15 protein-coding genes are annotated in these 16,921 nt (G+C 54.3%); 7 read left to right on the top strand and 8 right to left on the bottom strand.

Annotated features, from left to right (window positions below):
• The first annotated feature begins 82 nt into the window (after positions 1 to 82).
• Positions 83 to 484 (top strand): Cd(II)/Pb(II)-responsive transcriptional regulator, encoded by a 402-nt coding sequence (locus G516_RS0101440; RefSeq protein WP_028292143.1) that lies wholly within the window; start codon positions 83 to 85, stop codon positions 482 to 484.
• Positions 485 to 745: 261 nt separating this feature from the next.
• On the opposite strand, the gene G516_RS0101435 is transcribed toward G516_RS0101440, so the two are convergent.
• On the bottom strand, positions 746 to 1,738 hold the full coding sequence (locus G516_RS0101435; RefSeq protein ID WP_028292142.1) for a hypothetical protein: 993 nt from the start codon (positions 1,736 to 1,738) through the stop codon (positions 746 to 748).
• 243 nt (positions 1,739 to 1,981) lie between these two features.
• On the opposite strand from G516_RS0101435, the gene G516_RS0101430 reads away from it, so the two are divergent.
• A complete protein-coding gene (locus G516_RS0101430; protein WP_028292141.1) occupies positions 1,982 to 3,100 on the top strand; it encodes a Fic family protein in 1,119 nt (372 codons plus the stop codon).
• A 64-nt stretch (positions 3,101 to 3,164) separates the two neighbouring features.
• On the opposite strand, the gene G516_RS0101425 is transcribed toward G516_RS0101430, so the two are convergent.
• The 4 genes from G516_RS0101425 to G516_RS0101410 all read right to left on the bottom strand — a co-directional run bounded on the left by G516_RS0101425 (position 3,165) and on the right by G516_RS0101410 (position 7,365).
• A complete protein-coding gene (locus G516_RS0101425) occupies positions 3,165 to 6,335 on the bottom strand; it encodes a DUF3427 domain-containing protein (RefSeq protein WP_028292140.1) in 3,171 nt (1,056 codons plus the stop codon).
• Positions 6,336 to 6,415: 80 nt separating this feature from the next.
• Positions 6,416 to 6,745 carry a hypothetical protein gene (locus tag G516_RS0101420; RefSeq protein WP_028292139.1) on the bottom strand — a complete coding sequence of 110 codons (330 nt, stop codon included), beginning with the start codon at positions 6,743 to 6,745 and terminating at the stop codon, positions 6,416 to 6,418.
• A gap of 6 nt (positions 6,746 to 6,751) precedes the next feature.
• Positions 6,752 to 7,036: a hypothetical protein gene (locus tag G516_RS0101415; RefSeq protein WP_028292138.1), complete on the bottom strand. Its 285-nt coding sequence runs from the start codon at positions 7,034 to 7,036 to the stop codon at positions 6,752 to 6,754.
• Between the two features lie 50 nt (positions 7,037 to 7,086).
• Entirely contained in the window at positions 7,087 to 7,365 is a 279-nt protein-coding gene (locus tag G516_RS0101410; protein WP_028292137.1) for a hypothetical protein, read from the bottom strand.
• Between the two features lie 240 nt (positions 7,366 to 7,605).
• Here G516_RS0101410 and G516_RS0101405 point away from each other — a divergent pair, with 240 nt between their 5' ends.
• Together G516_RS0101405 and G516_RS20585 are read left to right on the top strand one after the other, a co-directional pair.
• Positions 7,606 to 8,883, top strand: a complete 1,278-nt coding sequence (locus tag G516_RS0101405; RefSeq protein ID WP_028292136.1) for a DUF917 domain-containing protein — start codon at positions 7,606 to 7,608, stop codon at positions 8,881 to 8,883.
• 14 nt (positions 8,884 to 8,897) lie between these two features.
• Positions 8,898 to 10,469, top strand: coding sequence for an ATP-binding protein (locus tag G516_RS20585; RefSeq protein ID WP_051218819.1), 1,572 nt, complete (start codon positions 8,898 to 8,900; stop codon positions 10,467 to 10,469).
• Here the strand turns inward: G516_RS20585 and G516_RS0101395 are convergent.
• The gene (locus tag G516_RS0101395; protein WP_028292135.1) at positions 10,466 to 11,728 is read right to left on the bottom strand and encodes a S8 family peptidase; all 1,263 of its coding nucleotides are present in this window, start codon (positions 11,726 to 11,728) and stop codon (positions 10,466 to 10,468) included. The two genes, G516_RS20585 and G516_RS0101395, sit on opposite strands and share 4 nt — an antisense overlap.
• Before the next feature lie 241 nt (positions 11,729 to 11,969).
• On the opposite strand from G516_RS0101395, the gene G516_RS0101390 reads away from it, so the two are divergent.
• Together G516_RS0101390 and G516_RS0101385 are read left to right on the top strand one after the other, a co-directional pair.
• The gene (locus G516_RS0101390) at positions 11,970 to 12,677 is read left to right on the top strand and encodes a tRNA-uridine aminocarboxypropyltransferase (protein ID WP_036533769.1); all 708 of its coding nucleotides are present in this window, start codon (positions 11,970 to 11,972) and stop codon (positions 12,675 to 12,677) included.
• Positions 12,678 to 12,804: 127 nt separating this feature from the next.
• Complete coding sequence (locus G516_RS0101385; protein ID WP_028292133.1) at positions 12,805 to 13,527, top strand: YebC/PmpR family DNA-binding transcriptional regulator; 723 nt, start codon at positions 12,805 to 12,807, stop codon at positions 13,525 to 13,527.
• A 113-nt stretch (positions 13,528 to 13,640) separates the two neighbouring features.
• On the opposite strand, the gene G516_RS24230 is transcribed toward G516_RS0101385, so the two are convergent.
• Entirely contained in the window at positions 13,641 to 13,982 is a 342-nt protein-coding gene (locus tag G516_RS24230) for a J domain-containing protein (RefSeq protein WP_169449485.1), read from the bottom strand.
• A gap of 274 nt (positions 13,983 to 14,256) precedes the next feature.
• Here G516_RS24230 and G516_RS0101375 point away from each other — a divergent pair, with 274 nt between their 5' ends.
• Positions 14,257 to 15,972 carry a choice-of-anchor I family protein gene (locus tag G516_RS0101375; RefSeq protein WP_211225041.1) on the top strand — a complete coding sequence of 572 codons (1,716 nt, stop codon included), beginning with the start codon at positions 14,257 to 14,259 and terminating at the stop codon, positions 15,970 to 15,972.
• Positions 15,973 to 16,072: 100 nt separating this feature from the next.
• On the opposite strand, the gene aroE is transcribed toward G516_RS0101375, so the two are convergent.
• Entirely contained in the window at positions 16,073 to 16,897 is an 825-nt protein-coding gene (gene aroE / locus G516_RS0101370; RefSeq protein ID WP_028292130.1) for a shikimate dehydrogenase, read from the bottom strand.
• Between the last annotated feature and the right edge of the window lie 24 nt (positions 16,898 to 16,921).

The following is a 16,921-nucleotide window of genomic DNA, read 5'->3' as shown; positions in this document are numbered from 1 at the left end:
CCTCGCATTTTCCTGACCGCCCACGGGATTTATTTCCAGCGGCCTGAATCACACAGCACAGAACCAAGCCCATGAGAGCGATATGAAAATCCAGCAACTCGCCAAACAAACCGGCATCAGCAGCCAAACCATCCGCTACTACGAACAGATCGGCCTGCTGCCCGAGGCCAAACGCGGAGAAAACGGCTACCGCAGCTACGGCGACAGCGATATTGAACGACTGGTATTTATCCGGCGCTGCAAAGCCCTGCACATACCACTGGCCGACATGAAACGCCTGGTGCAACTGAAATCGGACGCCGCCGCCCCCTGCGAAGAAGTTGACCGCATCATCCGCAACCAACTGGTGGAAGTGCAGCATCGGCTGGAAGAACTTCAACAGCTGGAAGCCACGCTCAAAGCGTTATCCACAGGCTGCCACAACGACACCGTATCGAACTGCGAAATCATGAAAAAGCTGGCCACCAGCGAACAAGCGGAATGACCATCGGCAGCAAGCTTCCTCCCACAACCATGCAGAATCGTAGGATGTAATAGCGGAACGCGTATTACATCAGAACCAGTAGCGCGCATTTAGCAAGCCAGCGCCTGCAGCCCGATAGCACCTGGCAAATGTGGGAGCGAGCTTGCTCGCGAAAAGACCATCGGCAGCAAGCTACCTCCCACAGCCATGCAGTATCGTAGGATGTAATAGCGGAACGCGTATTACATCAAAGCCACGGCACACCGGCTCATCTCCTCTCAATTAAGGCAAACGAGCCTGCACATGCCCGGGCAACCACTGCAACGACCAACGACGCGCCACCTGCCACCACGCCGACAGCAACAACAACGCCGAGCCCAGCAGCAAACCCACCACTGCATAGCCCGCCTCGCTGGACTGGTACACCCCTTCAAACAAGGTGTAAAACGCAAAAATCACATACGCCAACGACGACACCATAAAGGCCCGGCGATCAATCACCAGCGACAGCCACACCAGCAGCAAATAAATACCCACCACCAGCCAGGACGCCAAACTGTCTGCGCTTTCACCAACCATCTGCACGCCCATAAACAACGGGTGAACAATCAAAGGAGCCGACAGCAAATGCAGCCAGAAAGCCACATCCGAGCGATAACTCAAACGCTGGCGATCCGACAGATCCCACCACATCGCAAACGCAAAGGTCGCGACACCCGCCAGCAAGAACAAACTCCACAGCCAGGACTCCGGCCAATACTCCACCACCAGACTCAGCAAAAACCCCATCACCGTCGCGGTTAACGCCGCAATAGTCACCGGCACCCGAAAACGCCACCAATGCAGTCCCACCAACAGCGCCATCAGCAACAGCCCGGCACTGCCATACAAATCTGACTCACGGACTTCCGCCGCAGTCAAAGCGCCAAACACCAGAACATGCCCCAGCCCCGCCACATAGCTGATCAACAAAGCCACCGCTGGCAACGCCATACGACGGCGACGTACAAAATACTCCGACAGCCCCCAGGACGCCGCCGCCACCGCCAAACCGGGAACAATATCCCCGGACATCAGCATCCACAGCGACACCAACACCACCGTGCAGGCAATCACCACAAAAATATCGTTAAAGCCCGTCAGCAGACGAAAGCTCTCCTCATCCACATGCGGCGTCGCCCGCCGCTGCTCCACCATGCCGCGAAAACGCTCAACCGCCTGACGATTAAACACCCCCTGCTGAACCGCCGACTCCAGATCTTCATCCGTGTACATAACACTCTCCTCAATAGACCACAGCGATCATAAAGGCTGACAGAACCCCGTGATAGACAAGAACCAATCTCAAACACAGAAATGCAAAATACGTAACGGGATTCGAGAAAAAGAAGGGCGGATAGAAGAGAGAAAAGAAAGGCAGATGAGTGGGTATGAGCCGAATAGCCACTCTATTCGGCTTGATTATTGAGCCGAATAACCACATTATTCGGCTCATCGTTCAAAAAACACTCGATACTCATGCAAACACACTGGATCTGGCAACACAGCAACTGGCCCGACTTCCACTGGGATGAACAGCAAGTTCAGCCCCTGCTTAGAAGCGTGCGCATGAACATCGGCGTCCTGATTGGCAAAACCGGCGAGCAAACCAACCCGGCTCAATCACTGGATACCTTGCTTGCCAACGTGCTGTCGTCATCCGCGATTGAAGGTGAAAAGCTCGACGCGCGCTCTGTACGATCGTCACTGGCCCGCCGCATCGGTGTGGATGAACAGCAACCCTCCCCGGTAAGCGAGCAGTCCGAAGGCATTGCCCAGATCATGGTCGACGCCATTCATCAGGCACACACACCACTGACCCTTGAACGCCTGTTCCAATGGCACCACTGGCTGTTTCCGGCCCCGGAAACCATGATCCTCAGCCGTCCTGAACACATCGGCGAATTGCGTGGTGATAGCCCAATGCAGGTGGTGTCAGGCCGCGAGGACAATCCCACCGTCCATTTTGAAGCACCGCCCCGTGATGTACTGACAAACGAAGTCGAACGTTTTATCGACTGGTTCAACAGCAGCAGTGCAGATGCCCTGCTTGACCCGCTACTGCGCGCTGCATTAGTACACCTGTGGTTTGTCACCTTGCACCCGTTCGATGACGGTAACGGTCGTATCACTCGCGTACTGACCGATATGGTACTGGCTCAGGCCGACGAGCAAGGCATTCGCCTGTACGCCATGTCTGTTGCGATACTGGAACGCCGCGCCAGCTACTACGAGATACTGGAAAATACCCAGCGTGGCGATCTGGATATAACGAAGTGGATACTCTGGTTCCTGCAAACCCTCGACCACACCATTAGCCAGGCACAACAACACATCGACCGCACACTGGCCAAAACCCGCTTTTGGCAGCGGTTCCACGATGCCGGGTTAAGCAAGGAACAGATCAAGGTACTCAACCGCCTGCTAGATGGCGGCGAAAACGGCTTTGAGGATGGAATCAGTGCAGGCCAATACCAAAAGGTCGCCAAGGTGAGTAAAGCCACCGCCACCCGACACCTTGCCGACTTACTCGACAAGGGCTGTATCGAAAAACTGCCGGGTGGAGGTAGGAGTACGAGATATACAGTAAATCTGTAACCCTGGGAGCGCGGGCCGCTGGCCCGCAAGATTCATACATTAGCTGTGTAACCAACCACTTTATCTATCCTTGGGATAATTTCGCAGCAGCTTTCCACATAAAGGCAGGCATGGGCTGCTCCAGTTCCCATGTAATATTCATTGGTTGCGAGCCTGTGTGAGCCACGTAATTCACACAGCCCAAATTCACGAACCCCATGGTACGGCCATCAATGCCTTTTGCCCTTTCACGAACGAACAGCACGCATTTCTTTCCGTTAACTTTTTGATTTATATAGCTTAAACCTACTCCTTTATCTGGCCGTGCACTGTTCTGCGTTTGCCAATGGAATAGCGTTTCTGTGACGGCGTAATCGTGGTACATCACAGCAGGAGAGAAGTGTTTTTCGGATTTTTCCAAAGTCACAAACATCAGCTCAACATCGCTATCTTTGATGGCTAAACGTCCTTCGCGGGAGGTCGATTTTTTCTCAAATGTAGAAGCAGAGAAGCCCGCCAATATTTGCTCACGGGTGTAGCGGCTATGAACCTTAAGTGGGGCATCATAAGCTGTCATCGGTGACTGCTCGACGTGATCCATTTGTTCTATAAGGTGCTTCAGAACCGTCGTCAGCTCTTGCTGCAAAGGTTTATTGGCCAAGGCAGATAAGCTGCTTTCTAGCGAATCAAAACCACCTTCAGAGCCCGATTTTTCCCAGAAGGCGTAATGTGTCATCAGCCCATATGCTTGCTCATCTTCTGTTTCCAATGGCATACGGAAGTTAGAACGACACAAGCGTTGTAAGAATTGAAGGTAATCCAGACTGGTGCAGACCATAAGATGCGAGTAAATAGCACGCCCATATGCGGCTACTAGCTCATCGCTTGCTGAAGGTTCGTTCACTTCATTCAAGGCACTTTCGACTAATGCACTCCAACCTCGAAGATTGCCAACCTTCAATCGATAAATATCCTCTAGCTGTACCTGAGGGTTGATCGTCAGAAAATTTTCGAGTGTTGGTTCTAAGTTCGTCTGATGCGGGAAATTACGAATCAACTTCCGCAAGCCATTGAGGTTCAAAACGGCAGCAGAAATATTCTTCAGCACTTGCTCCTGCGTTTGCTTGTCAATTTGCAGCTGACAGCCTGCCGGTAAATGTGGGAAACCATCTTCAACTTCTGATTTGATCGACGTCTGAGTTTTTCCGACCAAAGCCCGCAGGCGAGAAGCGAAGTCGTACTCCGCGCGCGACTGCCCAACGAAATCGAGCACAGTGCAGCTGTCTTTGCCTTCTTTAAGGCGTAGCCCTCGGCCTAATTGCTGCAAGAAAACAGTTAAAGATTCCGTAGGACGCAAAAACAACAAGGTATCAACCTCGGGAATATCGACACCTTCATTGAACATATCGACAACGCACAAAATGTTGATGGCGCCACTGCGCAGCTCAGCACGAAGTTGGTCACGATCAGAACTGTTTGCAGACGTTAGAACAGCTGCTTTAAAACCTCTTTGCTTGAATTGCTCAGTCGTGAATTCCGCATGGCTTTGGTCAACGCAGAATGCTAACGCTTTGAAACTCGATAGGTCCGTCAGTAACTCTTCCATGGTCGCGATAATTTTCTGAATCCGTTCAGGGTGTTCACGATAAAGCCGGCTCAACTCTGCTTGCTCGTATTTTCCCTGCTTCCATGGAACAGCCGTTAGGCTTACATCATCGTGGATCATGAAGTAATGGAACGGTGACAGTAAGCGCTGATTGACGGCTTCAGGTAGGCGAATTTCAGCCGCGACCCGATGATCAAAATCGGCCAATATATTCTCGCCATCTTGGCGCTCTGGCGTCGCTGTCAGGCCGAGCAGAATATCAGGGCTGAAGTGCTCCAATATTTTTCGGTATGAGCTAGCTGCGACATGATGGACCTCATCAATCACGATAAAGTCGTAGTAATCGGTGGAAAGATTTAGCTGCTCATTGGCGAGTGCATTGTTCAGCGTTTGTACCATTACAAACAGCTGCTCGTATGATTCAGGGGTTTGCCCCGAATGCCACAAGTCACCCCACTTGCGATCTCTTAGAACAGCGCGATAACTCGCTAGCGCCTGTTTCAGAATTTCTTGTCGATGCGCAACAAACAGAAATTTGGCCGCCGGGTGCTGTTTTACATAACGCGCAAAATCAAACGCCGATATCAGGGTTTTTCCGGTGCCAGTCGCTGCAACAACTAAATTACGTTTACGACTATGAACCACCCGTTCTACATCGAGCTTTTCTAAGATTTCTTTCTGATGCGGAAATGGCGTGATGTCGAAGTAGATGTCAGGGCCGTTGTCTTCGCTGCTGCCTCGTTCAGCGCGAAGCGCCTGACGCAATTTTTGCTGACAAGGCTCCGAGCCGTCATACGGCTCAAAGTCTTTGGAATTCCAGTACACCTCAAACGTGTTCAGAGATTTATCCAGAATATGCGGGATTTCTTTCGAGGTAATTTTAAGGTTCCACTCCAAGCCACTGGTCAACGCTGAGTGGGATAGATTTGAAGAGCCAATATAGCCCGTGTGGAAGCCCGTTTTGCGCTTGAACATATAAGACTTCGCGTGGAGTCGCTCTCGCTGGGTGTTGTAGCTCAGCTTGATTTCTGTATTGGGCAGCGAAGACAGAAATTGGATTGCTTTGTAATCCGTCGCCCCCATGTAGGACGTCGTAATGACTTTGAGCTTACGGCCAGATTTCGTGAATTCCTCTAGCTCGTCTTTGAAGATTCGAATGCCGGTCCATTTGATGAAGGAAACCAGCAAGTAAATTTCATCGGCAGATAGAATCTCTCGCTTTATTTCGCCATCGAGTGACAGTTCCGCGTTACTACCGCAAAACAACTCGCTTTCTGAAAGCCCTGTTAACGGCGTTATACGATCAACGTGATTTTTAAGATTGGCCGCGACAGGATTCTGCTCTTGTAGAAATGCCGTCAAGATTTTCCCCTGCATATCCAGCAGGTTGCCACTTACGACAGAAGGGTCTTTGACTTGCTGAGCAACCCAGCCAATCAACTGATTGGCAAACTCCAACTTTGCTTGAACAGGATTCTTGGCGGGAGGCAGCTCGTCCAACGCGATCGTTAGCAGGTGAGTTAAAAAACGAGCGAGCCATAACGCAGCTTCTTCTTTGTCTAGGTCTCGTTCTCCGGCATAAAAGCCCGTTGCAGGCAGCGACTCTCTCAACGACTCTGTAATGAGCTGCTCGTAAATTCCCTGTTCCATCTGTCTCTCCTAAATAATAAACAGATAGTAACAGCGATAAGGTTTCAAAAAAGAATCAAAAAATACGTTATATCAATTAATCACCACCCATCTGATACCAAGTCAGAGAGCAGCAAGTCCCTAAGCCCCCAAGTTTGCAAAGATGGAAAGTCGTTCAAAAGAGACTCCGCAAACGAACGTACCGACTGATTCGAAGTCTCTCGATCGAAATCAAACGCCGCGTAAGACAAACCATTAGGCATCTGCACGTATATCGAGGCAGCCACTATTTCAGAAACTAATTCCGTCTCTGTTGGATCAAGCCGACGCCAATGGGTAACTCCGTCTTCGACATAATCGACGACCATGTGAACAAGCGTCAGACCAAGTGCAGTATGAATATCTTGGTCGTTAATCATTTTGGGAATCATAGAGCGTTAGTCCTCATCCACCACTTCAACAAACCCGTCCGCAGCAACTTCCGTGATGACATAACCCAGCCGGTTTACAACGCTGAACCCACTACAGAGCGTCGGCCATTCCTCACCACCGTCCAAGTAAGTCCATACACAATGTGGATCGGCTTCTAACGCTTGTTTTACCAATTCAAATTCTTTACCTGCAATGCCAAGCAAACAGCCGCCATAGGCTGCGTTGCTATCCAGAGGATTCGTTATTGGCCGGTATTGTTCGAAAAATTCGCGGTCGTTGATCGTTTTCATAGCGGTGCCTTTGCTAGAGGGAATACTCCTGGTCTAGCAGCACCTGCCGTTTAATCAACCACCTCCACCACACCCTCTGGCTCCAGTTGCGTTACCACGTAGCCTATCGCCCGTACGGTGGTAAAGCCGCAGCTGAGTACGCGGCTGCCGTCTTTCTTTTCAATCAGCGTCCATACCTGTTCGGGGGTTTCTTGCATAAAGGTCATCACGCGGTGGTAGTCGGGGTTTTCCTTACCCAGTAGCCAACCGTGGTAGTCGGCGTTGTTGTTGAACGGGTTGGGCATGGGGCGGTAGTCCTGTTGGAACTGTGCCTGGCTGATGGTGCGCATGGTGTGGCCTTTTTGTGGTCGGTGGCGTGGTTCTTGTTAGTGTGCTTCTTGTTAGCGGAGGCAGACACTACAGGAGTTTTGTCCTGAAGGCAGGTTATTAGGGGAACTGGCTTTGATATGGCTTTGGTCGCCATGACACCCCGCCGGAAAGCGGCTAGTCTTTCAGAACAGTTTTCGTACACGCACATGCATACGGTCATAGACACCGGAAGACGAACCGACAACAACCAGGGAGAGGTTATGAAGCAGGTAGACGCGACTCTTTTAACCATCGAGGATCTCAAGGCACTGGTGTACGGCGCTTGTTTCTGCGCTTCCGGCGGTGGTGGTCCCATCAGCATGGCGCTGACGTTTTTGCAGAAGATGCAGCAGCCTGTGCCGCTGGTGTCTTTGGAGCAGCTGGATCACAGCCAACTGGCGTTGGTGCCTGCCGATATGGGTTCACCCGATGCAGCGTTGAAGGGGCTGGGCTATACCGCGCCGGTGAATGCCTGCAAAACCCTGCGGGCGTATTTGCAGCAGCAACATCAGTCGGTCGGCTATCTGATGCCAATCGAGATTGGTGCGGTGAACAGCCTGATTCCGTTTTATCTGGCTGAACAACTGGGTTCGGGGCTGGCGGTGATCGATGCCGACCCGTCCGGCCGTTCGGTGCCGCAATTAAACGAGACCCTGCTGGATTTATCCCAACAGGCCATTTGCCCGGCGGCGGTGGCGTCTGATACACACACCAGCTCAGACAACAGTACGCCCCCTGCCCTTTGCCGTTATTCCGGCGAACCCTATCACTCCGAGCTGATCACCGAGCCGCTGTCGGCCACCGAGCTGGAAGACAAGGCCCGCCAGATTGTGTCCGGGCCAGAATACCAGCAGGTGGGCGGGCTCAGTTGCTATCCGTTGTCGGCGGAGTGGCTGGCCACAGCTCAGTCATCGTTAGTGACGGGTTCGTTGCACAAGGCGGTGAAAATTGGCCACCAGCTGTTGAAAAATACCGATGCCAGCCAGCTTTCAGCAGCACTGAGCGCCAATCAGATCGAGCATTATTTGTTGTTCCGCGGCACGCTGACAGACATTCAGAACCATACGGTGGGCGGTTTTGATCTGGGTAAGTTGGTGTTTGAAGGTGCCGCACCAGCGGATGGCGACAAGGCCAACAATGTCGATCAAGGCTCGTCCGGCACAGCCAAGCCGGCGTTCTGGGTCTACTATAAGAACGAGAGTCTGATTGCCTGGGACGTCCAGCAGCAACAGCCGCGGGTGTTAGCACCGGATTGCATCAATCTGCGGCTGGTAGAAACCCACGGCGACAAAACCGCCGGTTCACCCCTTTCGACCGCTGATATTGCCACTGGACAGCTGTGCGAAATCTGGGGAACGGCGTGCGCACCAGCGATGCGCAACAGCCAGTTGGTGGCGCGTGTTCAGCAGGACATCGCCCAGCTCAGTAGCCAGTTCCCTGAGCTCCAGTCGTACGACCTTGGCTATCGGACACTCAGTGACCTGAACGCAACGTCTTGATAACAGCGGTGAATATGGAACCAACACAGCTCGATCTGGAGTCCAGTCTGTTCTGGGGGCTTTGGCACAACTCCCCCGATAATATGTTCATTCTGAAGGTGCAACCTGACGACTACTACATCATGAGCACCAATCAGTCGCTAGCCTCCACCGTTGATCAGTCCATCATCGACATGAACGGCAAGCCGTTGCGCAGTATTCTGCCGCCGGATTTCTGGAATTTCGTCACTCCCAACTACCAGCGCTGCGTCGACGAGCGCAAACCCATCCAGTACGAAGAAGAAGACACATTCACCGCCGATACCATCACCTACTGGAGCACCTTGCTGTCGCCGGTGTTTGGTAGCGACGGCAATGTGGAATACATTTTTGGTATTTCCCGCAACATCACGGACCTTAAACACGCCGAACAGCGGGCCCAGCAGGCAGCCGAAGAAGCCGAGCGTGCCAACCGGGTAAAAACCGCATTCCTGGCCAACATGAGCCACGAGCTGCGCACGCCGCTGAACGGTATTCGTTCGGCCACCGAATTGATGGCTGAAGCCGACTCCCGCAATGAACAGTCGGAACTATGTGGGCTGATTTCTTCCGCCACCGACGCCATGACACGCCTGACCAGCGATATTCTGGATTATGCCCGCATCGACTCCGGCCATCTGCGGATGGAATCCCGGCCGTTTTCCCTGCGCGCCTTGTGCAGCGACGTCAGCCAGCTGTTGCACGTCAGCGCCCATAACAAAGGGCTGGTGATGAGCTGTCACCTGGACCCATTAATACCCGACGCTCTGGTTGGCGATGCCGGGCGCATCAAGCAGGTGCTGCTAAACCTGGCGGGCAACGCCATCAAATTTACCGATGTTGGCCATGTGGATATTGCGTTGCGGCTGGTACAGCAAGGCGATGGCACCATCCGGGTACAGGGCGAGGTATCGGATACCGGCATCGGCATTCGTCAGGAAGACATTGGCCGGCTGTTTCAGGCTTTCAGCCAGGTCGACGATTCCACCACCCGGCAATATCAGGGCACCGGTTTGGGGCTGGTAATCTGCAAGGATTTGCTGGAACGGATGGAGGGCCGGATCGAGGTCGACAGCGAGTTCGGCAAAGGCTCTACCTTCCGCTTTGAGTTTCAGCTGGACGTGGCAGAGCAACAACCAGACACATCCAGCACCGCGACTTCTCAACTCGACGAACACAGCGACAGCCTGGCCGGAATCAAGGTGCTGTTGGTGGAAGACAACATCATTAACCAGACCGTCGCCACCAAGCTGCTGGAAAAAGAGTCGATGGAAGTCACCATCGCCCACCACGGCAAAGCGGCACTGGAGCTGTGCGAACAGCGCACCTTTGACGTCGTATTGATGGACTGGCACATGCCTGTGATGGACGGGCTGGAAGCCACCCGGGCTATTCGTCAGCTGTCGTGGCAGTGGCAAACCATTCCCATCATCGCGTTAACCGCCAATGCGCTGGAGTCCGACCAGCTCACTTGCCTGGCAGCGGGCATGAACGCCGTGATCACCAAACCCATGAACCGCGACTCGCTGTTTGCCACCATTCGCAAGCTGCTGGCTGGCCAGGGCTAGTTGTTGGACTCGACCGGATTTGGTTGAAGAGAAATAGGCGGAACCGGCTTGGGCAGAATATCGCTCAAACGCAGCTCTATTTCCTGCAAGGTGATGTTGGCGTCGGTCGACATCAACAAGGCGATGGTGCCCGTCACCACCGCTGCGGCCAGCGAAGTGCCATCCAACAAACGGTAATCATTCTGGTTGGCGGTACTGGCAATGGCTTGGCCAATGGCGTGGTAATCGATGCTGGGGCCATGATTACTGCTGTCCAGCTGCACGTAACTCTCGTTGTAGGCACCCACCACAATGGCGTTGGCCAACGCCGCTTCAGTGCTGCCTGAACGAATCAAACGCCCCTCGTTGCCAGCCGAGAATACAATCGGCAAACCGCGCCCTGCCCGGCCATGCAAGGCCAGTTCGTTAATCACTTCGGCCACTGGCTGCATCAGCATCGGCGAAGTCCAGCTGCAATTCACCACATCGGCTCCGGCCAGCGCCGCCAGGTGAAAGGAAAGGATGGTGTCCGAGGTCCAGCTGTCCGGTTGTCGAATGGCAATCAGGGCGGCATTGGGGGCAATGCCTTCCGGTGCCCGCTGATCTTGTCGACCAAACAGAATACCCGCCACCCGGGTGCCATGGGATTCCTGCAACGAGGTCGGTATGGCCGACATGCGGCGGTTTTCGGCATCAAATTCAAACCGCAGGGGCACGTGCTGAAGCTGGGAGTGCTGTAAATCGAAGCCGTCGTCGATCACGGCAATGGTGACCCCTTCACCGTGCGTGCGTTGCCACAGAAACGGCAGCGCCCGAATGCGATAAGGGTTGCTGCTGTCGCGCTTGGCCAGCTCTTCTTCGTCGACTTCCTGAGGCAGCGCATGAAATCGTGTGCCCAGCGGCATGATGTCGGGCTGCACCAATTGCACGCCCGGCAGCTGTTGCAGTTTTGGCAGCCATTCGCGCAGGCTGTCGAACTCATGGAACTCCAGCCGCCAGAATTGCTTGCGGCCCTTGAAAATCGGCTTCAGGCTTTTAATGACGGAGTCTTGGGCCAGCAGCTTGTCGGGTTCGAAGTCCCGGTTGGTGCCTAATACAGCACGGTTCGACACTCGCACACGCTGCTTGCTGCTGCGTACGCGATAAATCCCCGGGCTTTCCTGACGCAACACCAGAGTCTGACCGAAGTTGGTCAGCTCAATGTCCGTCGGATCTGCCTGAACAGACGGTATACCGGCAACCAGAACCCATGCGATGACATAAGCGAAAACGCTTTTCATCGACACCCCTCACAAAATTAAAAATCTGAATGTAATTTTTTGTAGCGTGAAGTGTAATTATTAACCGCTCAACAACACAACTCCCTGACCGCCCAAGACCCATCACAGGTCTCTTTCCAAGCTATCCAAACGTCGGTTTTCACTTCAAAATAGCGAATCTGTACTGATTCAATATAGCCCCGATATACCGCAGCGCCATCGCACACCACCCCTGTACGTTTTTTAGCCAGACACCATCGCCATGCCTGATAACCTTGTAAAAAGCACGGCCGTTAACCGATTGCGGCAACAAGAAAAAGCCCAGTCCCGACGGCCGTTCATTACCCGTGGCTCAAGACTGCAACGCTGCGATCACTGCTTGCTGGCGGAAACCCTGTGTATCTGTTCGGAAACGCCGGATGCGTGTGGCCAAACCGCCGTGTGTTTGCTGTATTTCAAGGGTGAGGTGTTCAAACCCAGCAACAGCGGTCGCCTGATTGCTGATGTACTGGCCGACAACCACGCCTACCTGTGGAGCCGCACCGAGCCAGACCCGGCGCTGCTGGCGTTACTGAGCAATCCCAACTACGCGCCGGTGATTATTTTCCCCAGCCAGTACGCCGAGGCTGAGCGCAGCCTGAGTGACCAGCCAGCCATCGACGGCTTTCAGCAACAGGCACAGCAAGACGGCAAAACCGTGTTATTGGTGTTTTTGGACGGCACCTGGCGCGAGGCCCGCAAAATGTTCCGCAGCCACTGGCTGAGCCAACTGCCGGTGCTCGGCATTCAGCCGCAACAAAGCAGCGGCTACGCCTTGCGCGAAGCCTTCCATGAACATCAGCTCGGCACCGCCGAAGTGGCGATCGAGGTGTTGAGAGCACTGCATGACCATAGCGCCGCCGATGCCTTACAGGCGTACTTCCGTTTGTTCCGCCAACGCTATCTGGAAGGTAAGCCGGGGCGCGACTGATGGCGTCAGGGGCCCTGAATTGGCTTTAATTCACGCTTGCTCTGACTTGGGTTGTACAGAGTGAAGCCTCGGGATGTACAATTCCGACCGTTTATTTTCCCAACCGCATTCAAAAAGACAGATTCCCATGGGCAGAGCGTTTCAAAACCGTAAAGAATCCATGGCCAAAACGGCCGCGGCAAAAACCAAGGTCTACTCCAAGTACGGCCGTGAAATCTACGTAACCGCCAAAGCAGGCGGTACCGATCCGGCTGGTAACCTGGCACTGCGCTCCCTGATCGATCGCGCCAAGAAGGACCAGGTTCCTACTCACGTAATCGAAAAAGCCATCGACAAGGCTTCCGGTACCGGCGGTGAAGATTACCAACCAGCGTTGTACGAAGGCATTGCACCGGGCGGCGCCATGGTGCTGATCAGCGCTCTGACCGACAACCCGAACCGTACCTTCGGCGAAATCCGTGGTGTGTTCTCCAAGTGCAAGGCGAAACTGGGCTCCCAGGGTTCTGTTTCCCACATGTTCGATCACCGCGCAATGTTCGTATTTGCTGACGAAAGTGAAGACGAATCCATGGAAGTGCTGCTGGAAGCCGATGTTGACGTAGCCGACATCGAATGCGAAGACGGCATGGTGACGGTACTGGTTCCACCAACTGAATTCTTCAAAACCAAAACTGCACTGACCGAATGGCGTGAAGGCATTGATTTTGAAGTGGAAGAAATCACCTACCTGCCACAGATGCCGCACCCGATCAGCGGTGACGATGTTGACCAGTTCGAGCGTTTTGCTGGCCTGATCAACGATCTGGAAGACGTGCAGGAAATCTACCACAACGGTGAATTTGAGAGCTGAGTTCGGCTTTGCTTTCGATATCAAAAACGGCGCCTTGAGCGCCGTTTTTTGTGGCTGCCATATTATCAGTTCAGGTACTGATTGCTGGCGGCTTGTCTGAGTTCAGGCCTATGTCAGGCATCCGTGCGGATGTTCACGCCCTTGTATTGATCTTCCATGATGGTTTCAAAACGTCGGTTGCCCGGTGTGCCCCGGCGACGGTTACGACGGTTGGGCAAGGCCGCTTGTGGTGGCTCGACAACCGACGTGGCGGTTTCTGGCTGCGCTCCGGCGGCGGCCATCAAACGCGTGTAGGCGTCCTGGATTTTACTGAAGCCATCCGTGCTCATTTGCGGGTTGTGGTCGGGATGAAACGCCCGTACGAGACGCCGGTACGCCTGTCGTACTTGTTCCGCGTTCGCTCCGTCTTCCAGACCCAGCGTGTGATAACAATGTTTGAGATTGGATGCAGTCACAGCAAGAGACCATTCGATTACAACTGATTACAAACACTAACCAGATACCCACGCACAAACAATCGGTAAGACCGAATTGTCAGGTTGTTTTTCATACAACCAATAAAACTATCACTAAAGCCTTCCCATTAGCTGTCGACGCGCTGAAACAGCGCATGAATTCGTCATTGGATTGTCATGCAGGTGTCAATGACCAGTCACTGAACGGTCATACGATATTTCTCAATTTATTAAAACGCCTGTTCGACAGGCGAATAATTGCGAGGGTATTCGGATGACGCTGGACATGATGAAGAAAACCGCCTTGGCCGTTGCCATGGCGTCTGTATTGGCTGCCTGTGGCTCGGATGGTGATGACGGTGCACAAGGCGCTACCGGTGCAACAGGCGCGACTGGTGCAGCGGGAGCGACGGGCTCAACCGGAGCAACAGGCGCCGCAGGCGAAAACGGCTTCAGCGGCCAGCTGGTTCAGATTGGCCGTTACGAGTCTGGCATCTACGACGATGGCGGCGCTGAAATCGTCGCCTTCGACGCCACCACCAACAAGCTGTTTGTGGTGAACTCCGGCGACGCCGTTGTTGATGTGCTGGACCTGAACGATCCAGCCGCACCAACCAAGCTGGCCAGTATCACTGCTGCGGATGCCGGTGTTGCCGATTTCACCGTTGGCGGTGCCAACAGCGTTGCCGTCAGCAATGGCATTCTGGCTGTTGCGGTAGAAGCCGATACCAAGCAAGACAACGGTCGCGCCTATTTCTACAACGCCGACACCCTGGCCTTCATCGCTGCTGTGGAAGTGGGTGCCCTGCCGGACATGATCACCTTCAGCCACGACGGTGCCTATGCACTGGTTGCCAACGAAGGTGAGCCAAACGACGACTACAGCGTCGATCCGGAAGGCTCGGTTTCCATCATTGCCATCACCAACGGTGTTCCAGCTGCCACGGCCACCACCGCCGGTTTCAGTGCCTTTAACGCCAGTGAAGCCGACCTGAAAGCCGACGGCGTTCGCATCTTTGGCCCCGGTGCCACCGTTGCTCAGGATCTGGAACCGGAATACATCACCGTGTCTGCAGACAACAGCACCGCGTTTGTGGCGCTGCAGGAAAACAACGCGCTGGCGATTATCGACATCGCTGCGGGCAGCGTCACCGACGTGGTTGCGCTGGGCTACAAGGATCACAGCCTGCAAGGCAATGGTCTGGATGCCAACAAGGAAGACAAGGTTGCCAACATTCAGCCACAGCCGCTGATGGGCATGTACATGCCAGACTCCATCTCTTCCTACAGCTTCAACGGCAACACCTACATTGTGAGCGCCAACGAAGGCGACGCCCGTGACTACGCAGGCTTCAGCGAAGAGTCCGATCTGGCCGACCTGACCCTCGACACCACGGCTTTCAGCAGCGACCAGATTGCCACCCTGCAAGACGCCGACGCCGGTCTTGGCGGCCTGACCGTTTCCGCTGTTGACGGTGACACCGATGGCGACGGCGATACCGACGTTATCTACAGCTACGGCGGCCGTTCCTTCTCAATCTGGAACGCCGCAGGCGAACTGGTGTTCGATTCCGGTGATCAAATCGAGCAAATCGTTGCCGATACCACGCCGTACTACTTCAACGCCTCCAACACCAACAACAAGATCGACAACCGTTCCGACAACAAGGGTCCTGAGCCTGAAGGTCTGGCGATTGGCGAAGTGAACGGCAGCACCTATGCCTTTGTGGGTCTGGAGCGTCAGGGCGGCATCATGGTGTTCAACATCACCAACCCGTTTGCCCCTCAATTTGTAAGCTACGAGCTGAACCGCGACTTCTCGGTCGACATTGGTGAAATCGAAGATGGCAACCTGACTGCTGCGGCCGCTGGTGATCTGGCACCGGAAGGTCTGGCCTTTGTGTCCGCCGACAACAGCCCAAGCGGCAACGCGCTGCTGATTGTGGGTAACGAAGTGTCCGGTACCACTACGGTGTACGAGTTCAAGTAACCGCTGTTTGGGCGTCGCTTGCGACGCCCATAAAAAAACCGGCTTTTGAATCATCAAAAGCCGGTTTTTTGGTTTCTCTTTCTGCAGTGATCAGCAGCGATTAACGACGACGATCACCACGCAGCATGGCCAACACGGGCTCAACGTCCGGGCGCTTGCCACGCCACACGTGGAAGGCTTCTGCAGCCTGTCCCACCAGCATGCCAAGGCCGTCAATGGTACGTGCCACACCGCGCTCTACCGCCCAGGCGTTAAAAACGGTCAGGTCAGCGCCATACATCATGTCGTAGGTAACGGTATCGGCGTTCACCAGCGAGTCTTTCAACGGTGGCAGTTCGCCGCCCAGACTGGCCGAGGTGCCGTTGATGATCAGGTCGAATGTGCCTTCCAGCTCGTCAAAGCCACAGCCTTTGAGAGTGCCCAGGTCGGCAAAGTCATCGGCCAACGCCTGTGCCTTGCTGACGGTACGGTTGGCAATCACCAGCTCTGCCGGTTGCTCGGACAGAATCGGCTGCAACACCCCGCGTACGGCACCACCAGCGCCCAGAATCAGAATGCGGCGATTTTTCATCGAAACACTGTAGCGATGCAGGTCGGCGACCAGTCCGGCACCGTCGGTGTTGTCACCCACAATGGTGCCATCGTCCAGCAGCTTTAGGGTATTCACGGCCCCGGCGCGGCTGGCCCTCTCGGTGTGACTGTCGGCAAAGCGAAACGCCTCTTCCTTGAACGGCACAGTGACATTCATGCCCTTGCCGCCGCCGTGTTCAAAGAACATGCGGGCTTCGCGTTCAAAGCCATCAACCGGGAACAGCAGCGCGGTGTAGAGGATGTCTTCGCCGGTTTCAGCGGCAAACGCCATCTGGATTTGCGGCGATTTACTGTGGCCGATCGGATTTCCGACGACAGCGTAACGGTCAGTCATCTTTCTGGTTCCTTAGCTGGGGCC

The organism is Oceanobacter kriegii DSM 6294, from assembly GCF_000422845.1.
Taxonomy (GTDB): Bacteria; Pseudomonadota; Gammaproteobacteria; order Pseudomonadales; family Oceanobacteraceae; genus Oceanobacter; species Oceanobacter kriegii.
This window is presented reverse-complemented; position numbering and strand designations above follow the sequence as displayed.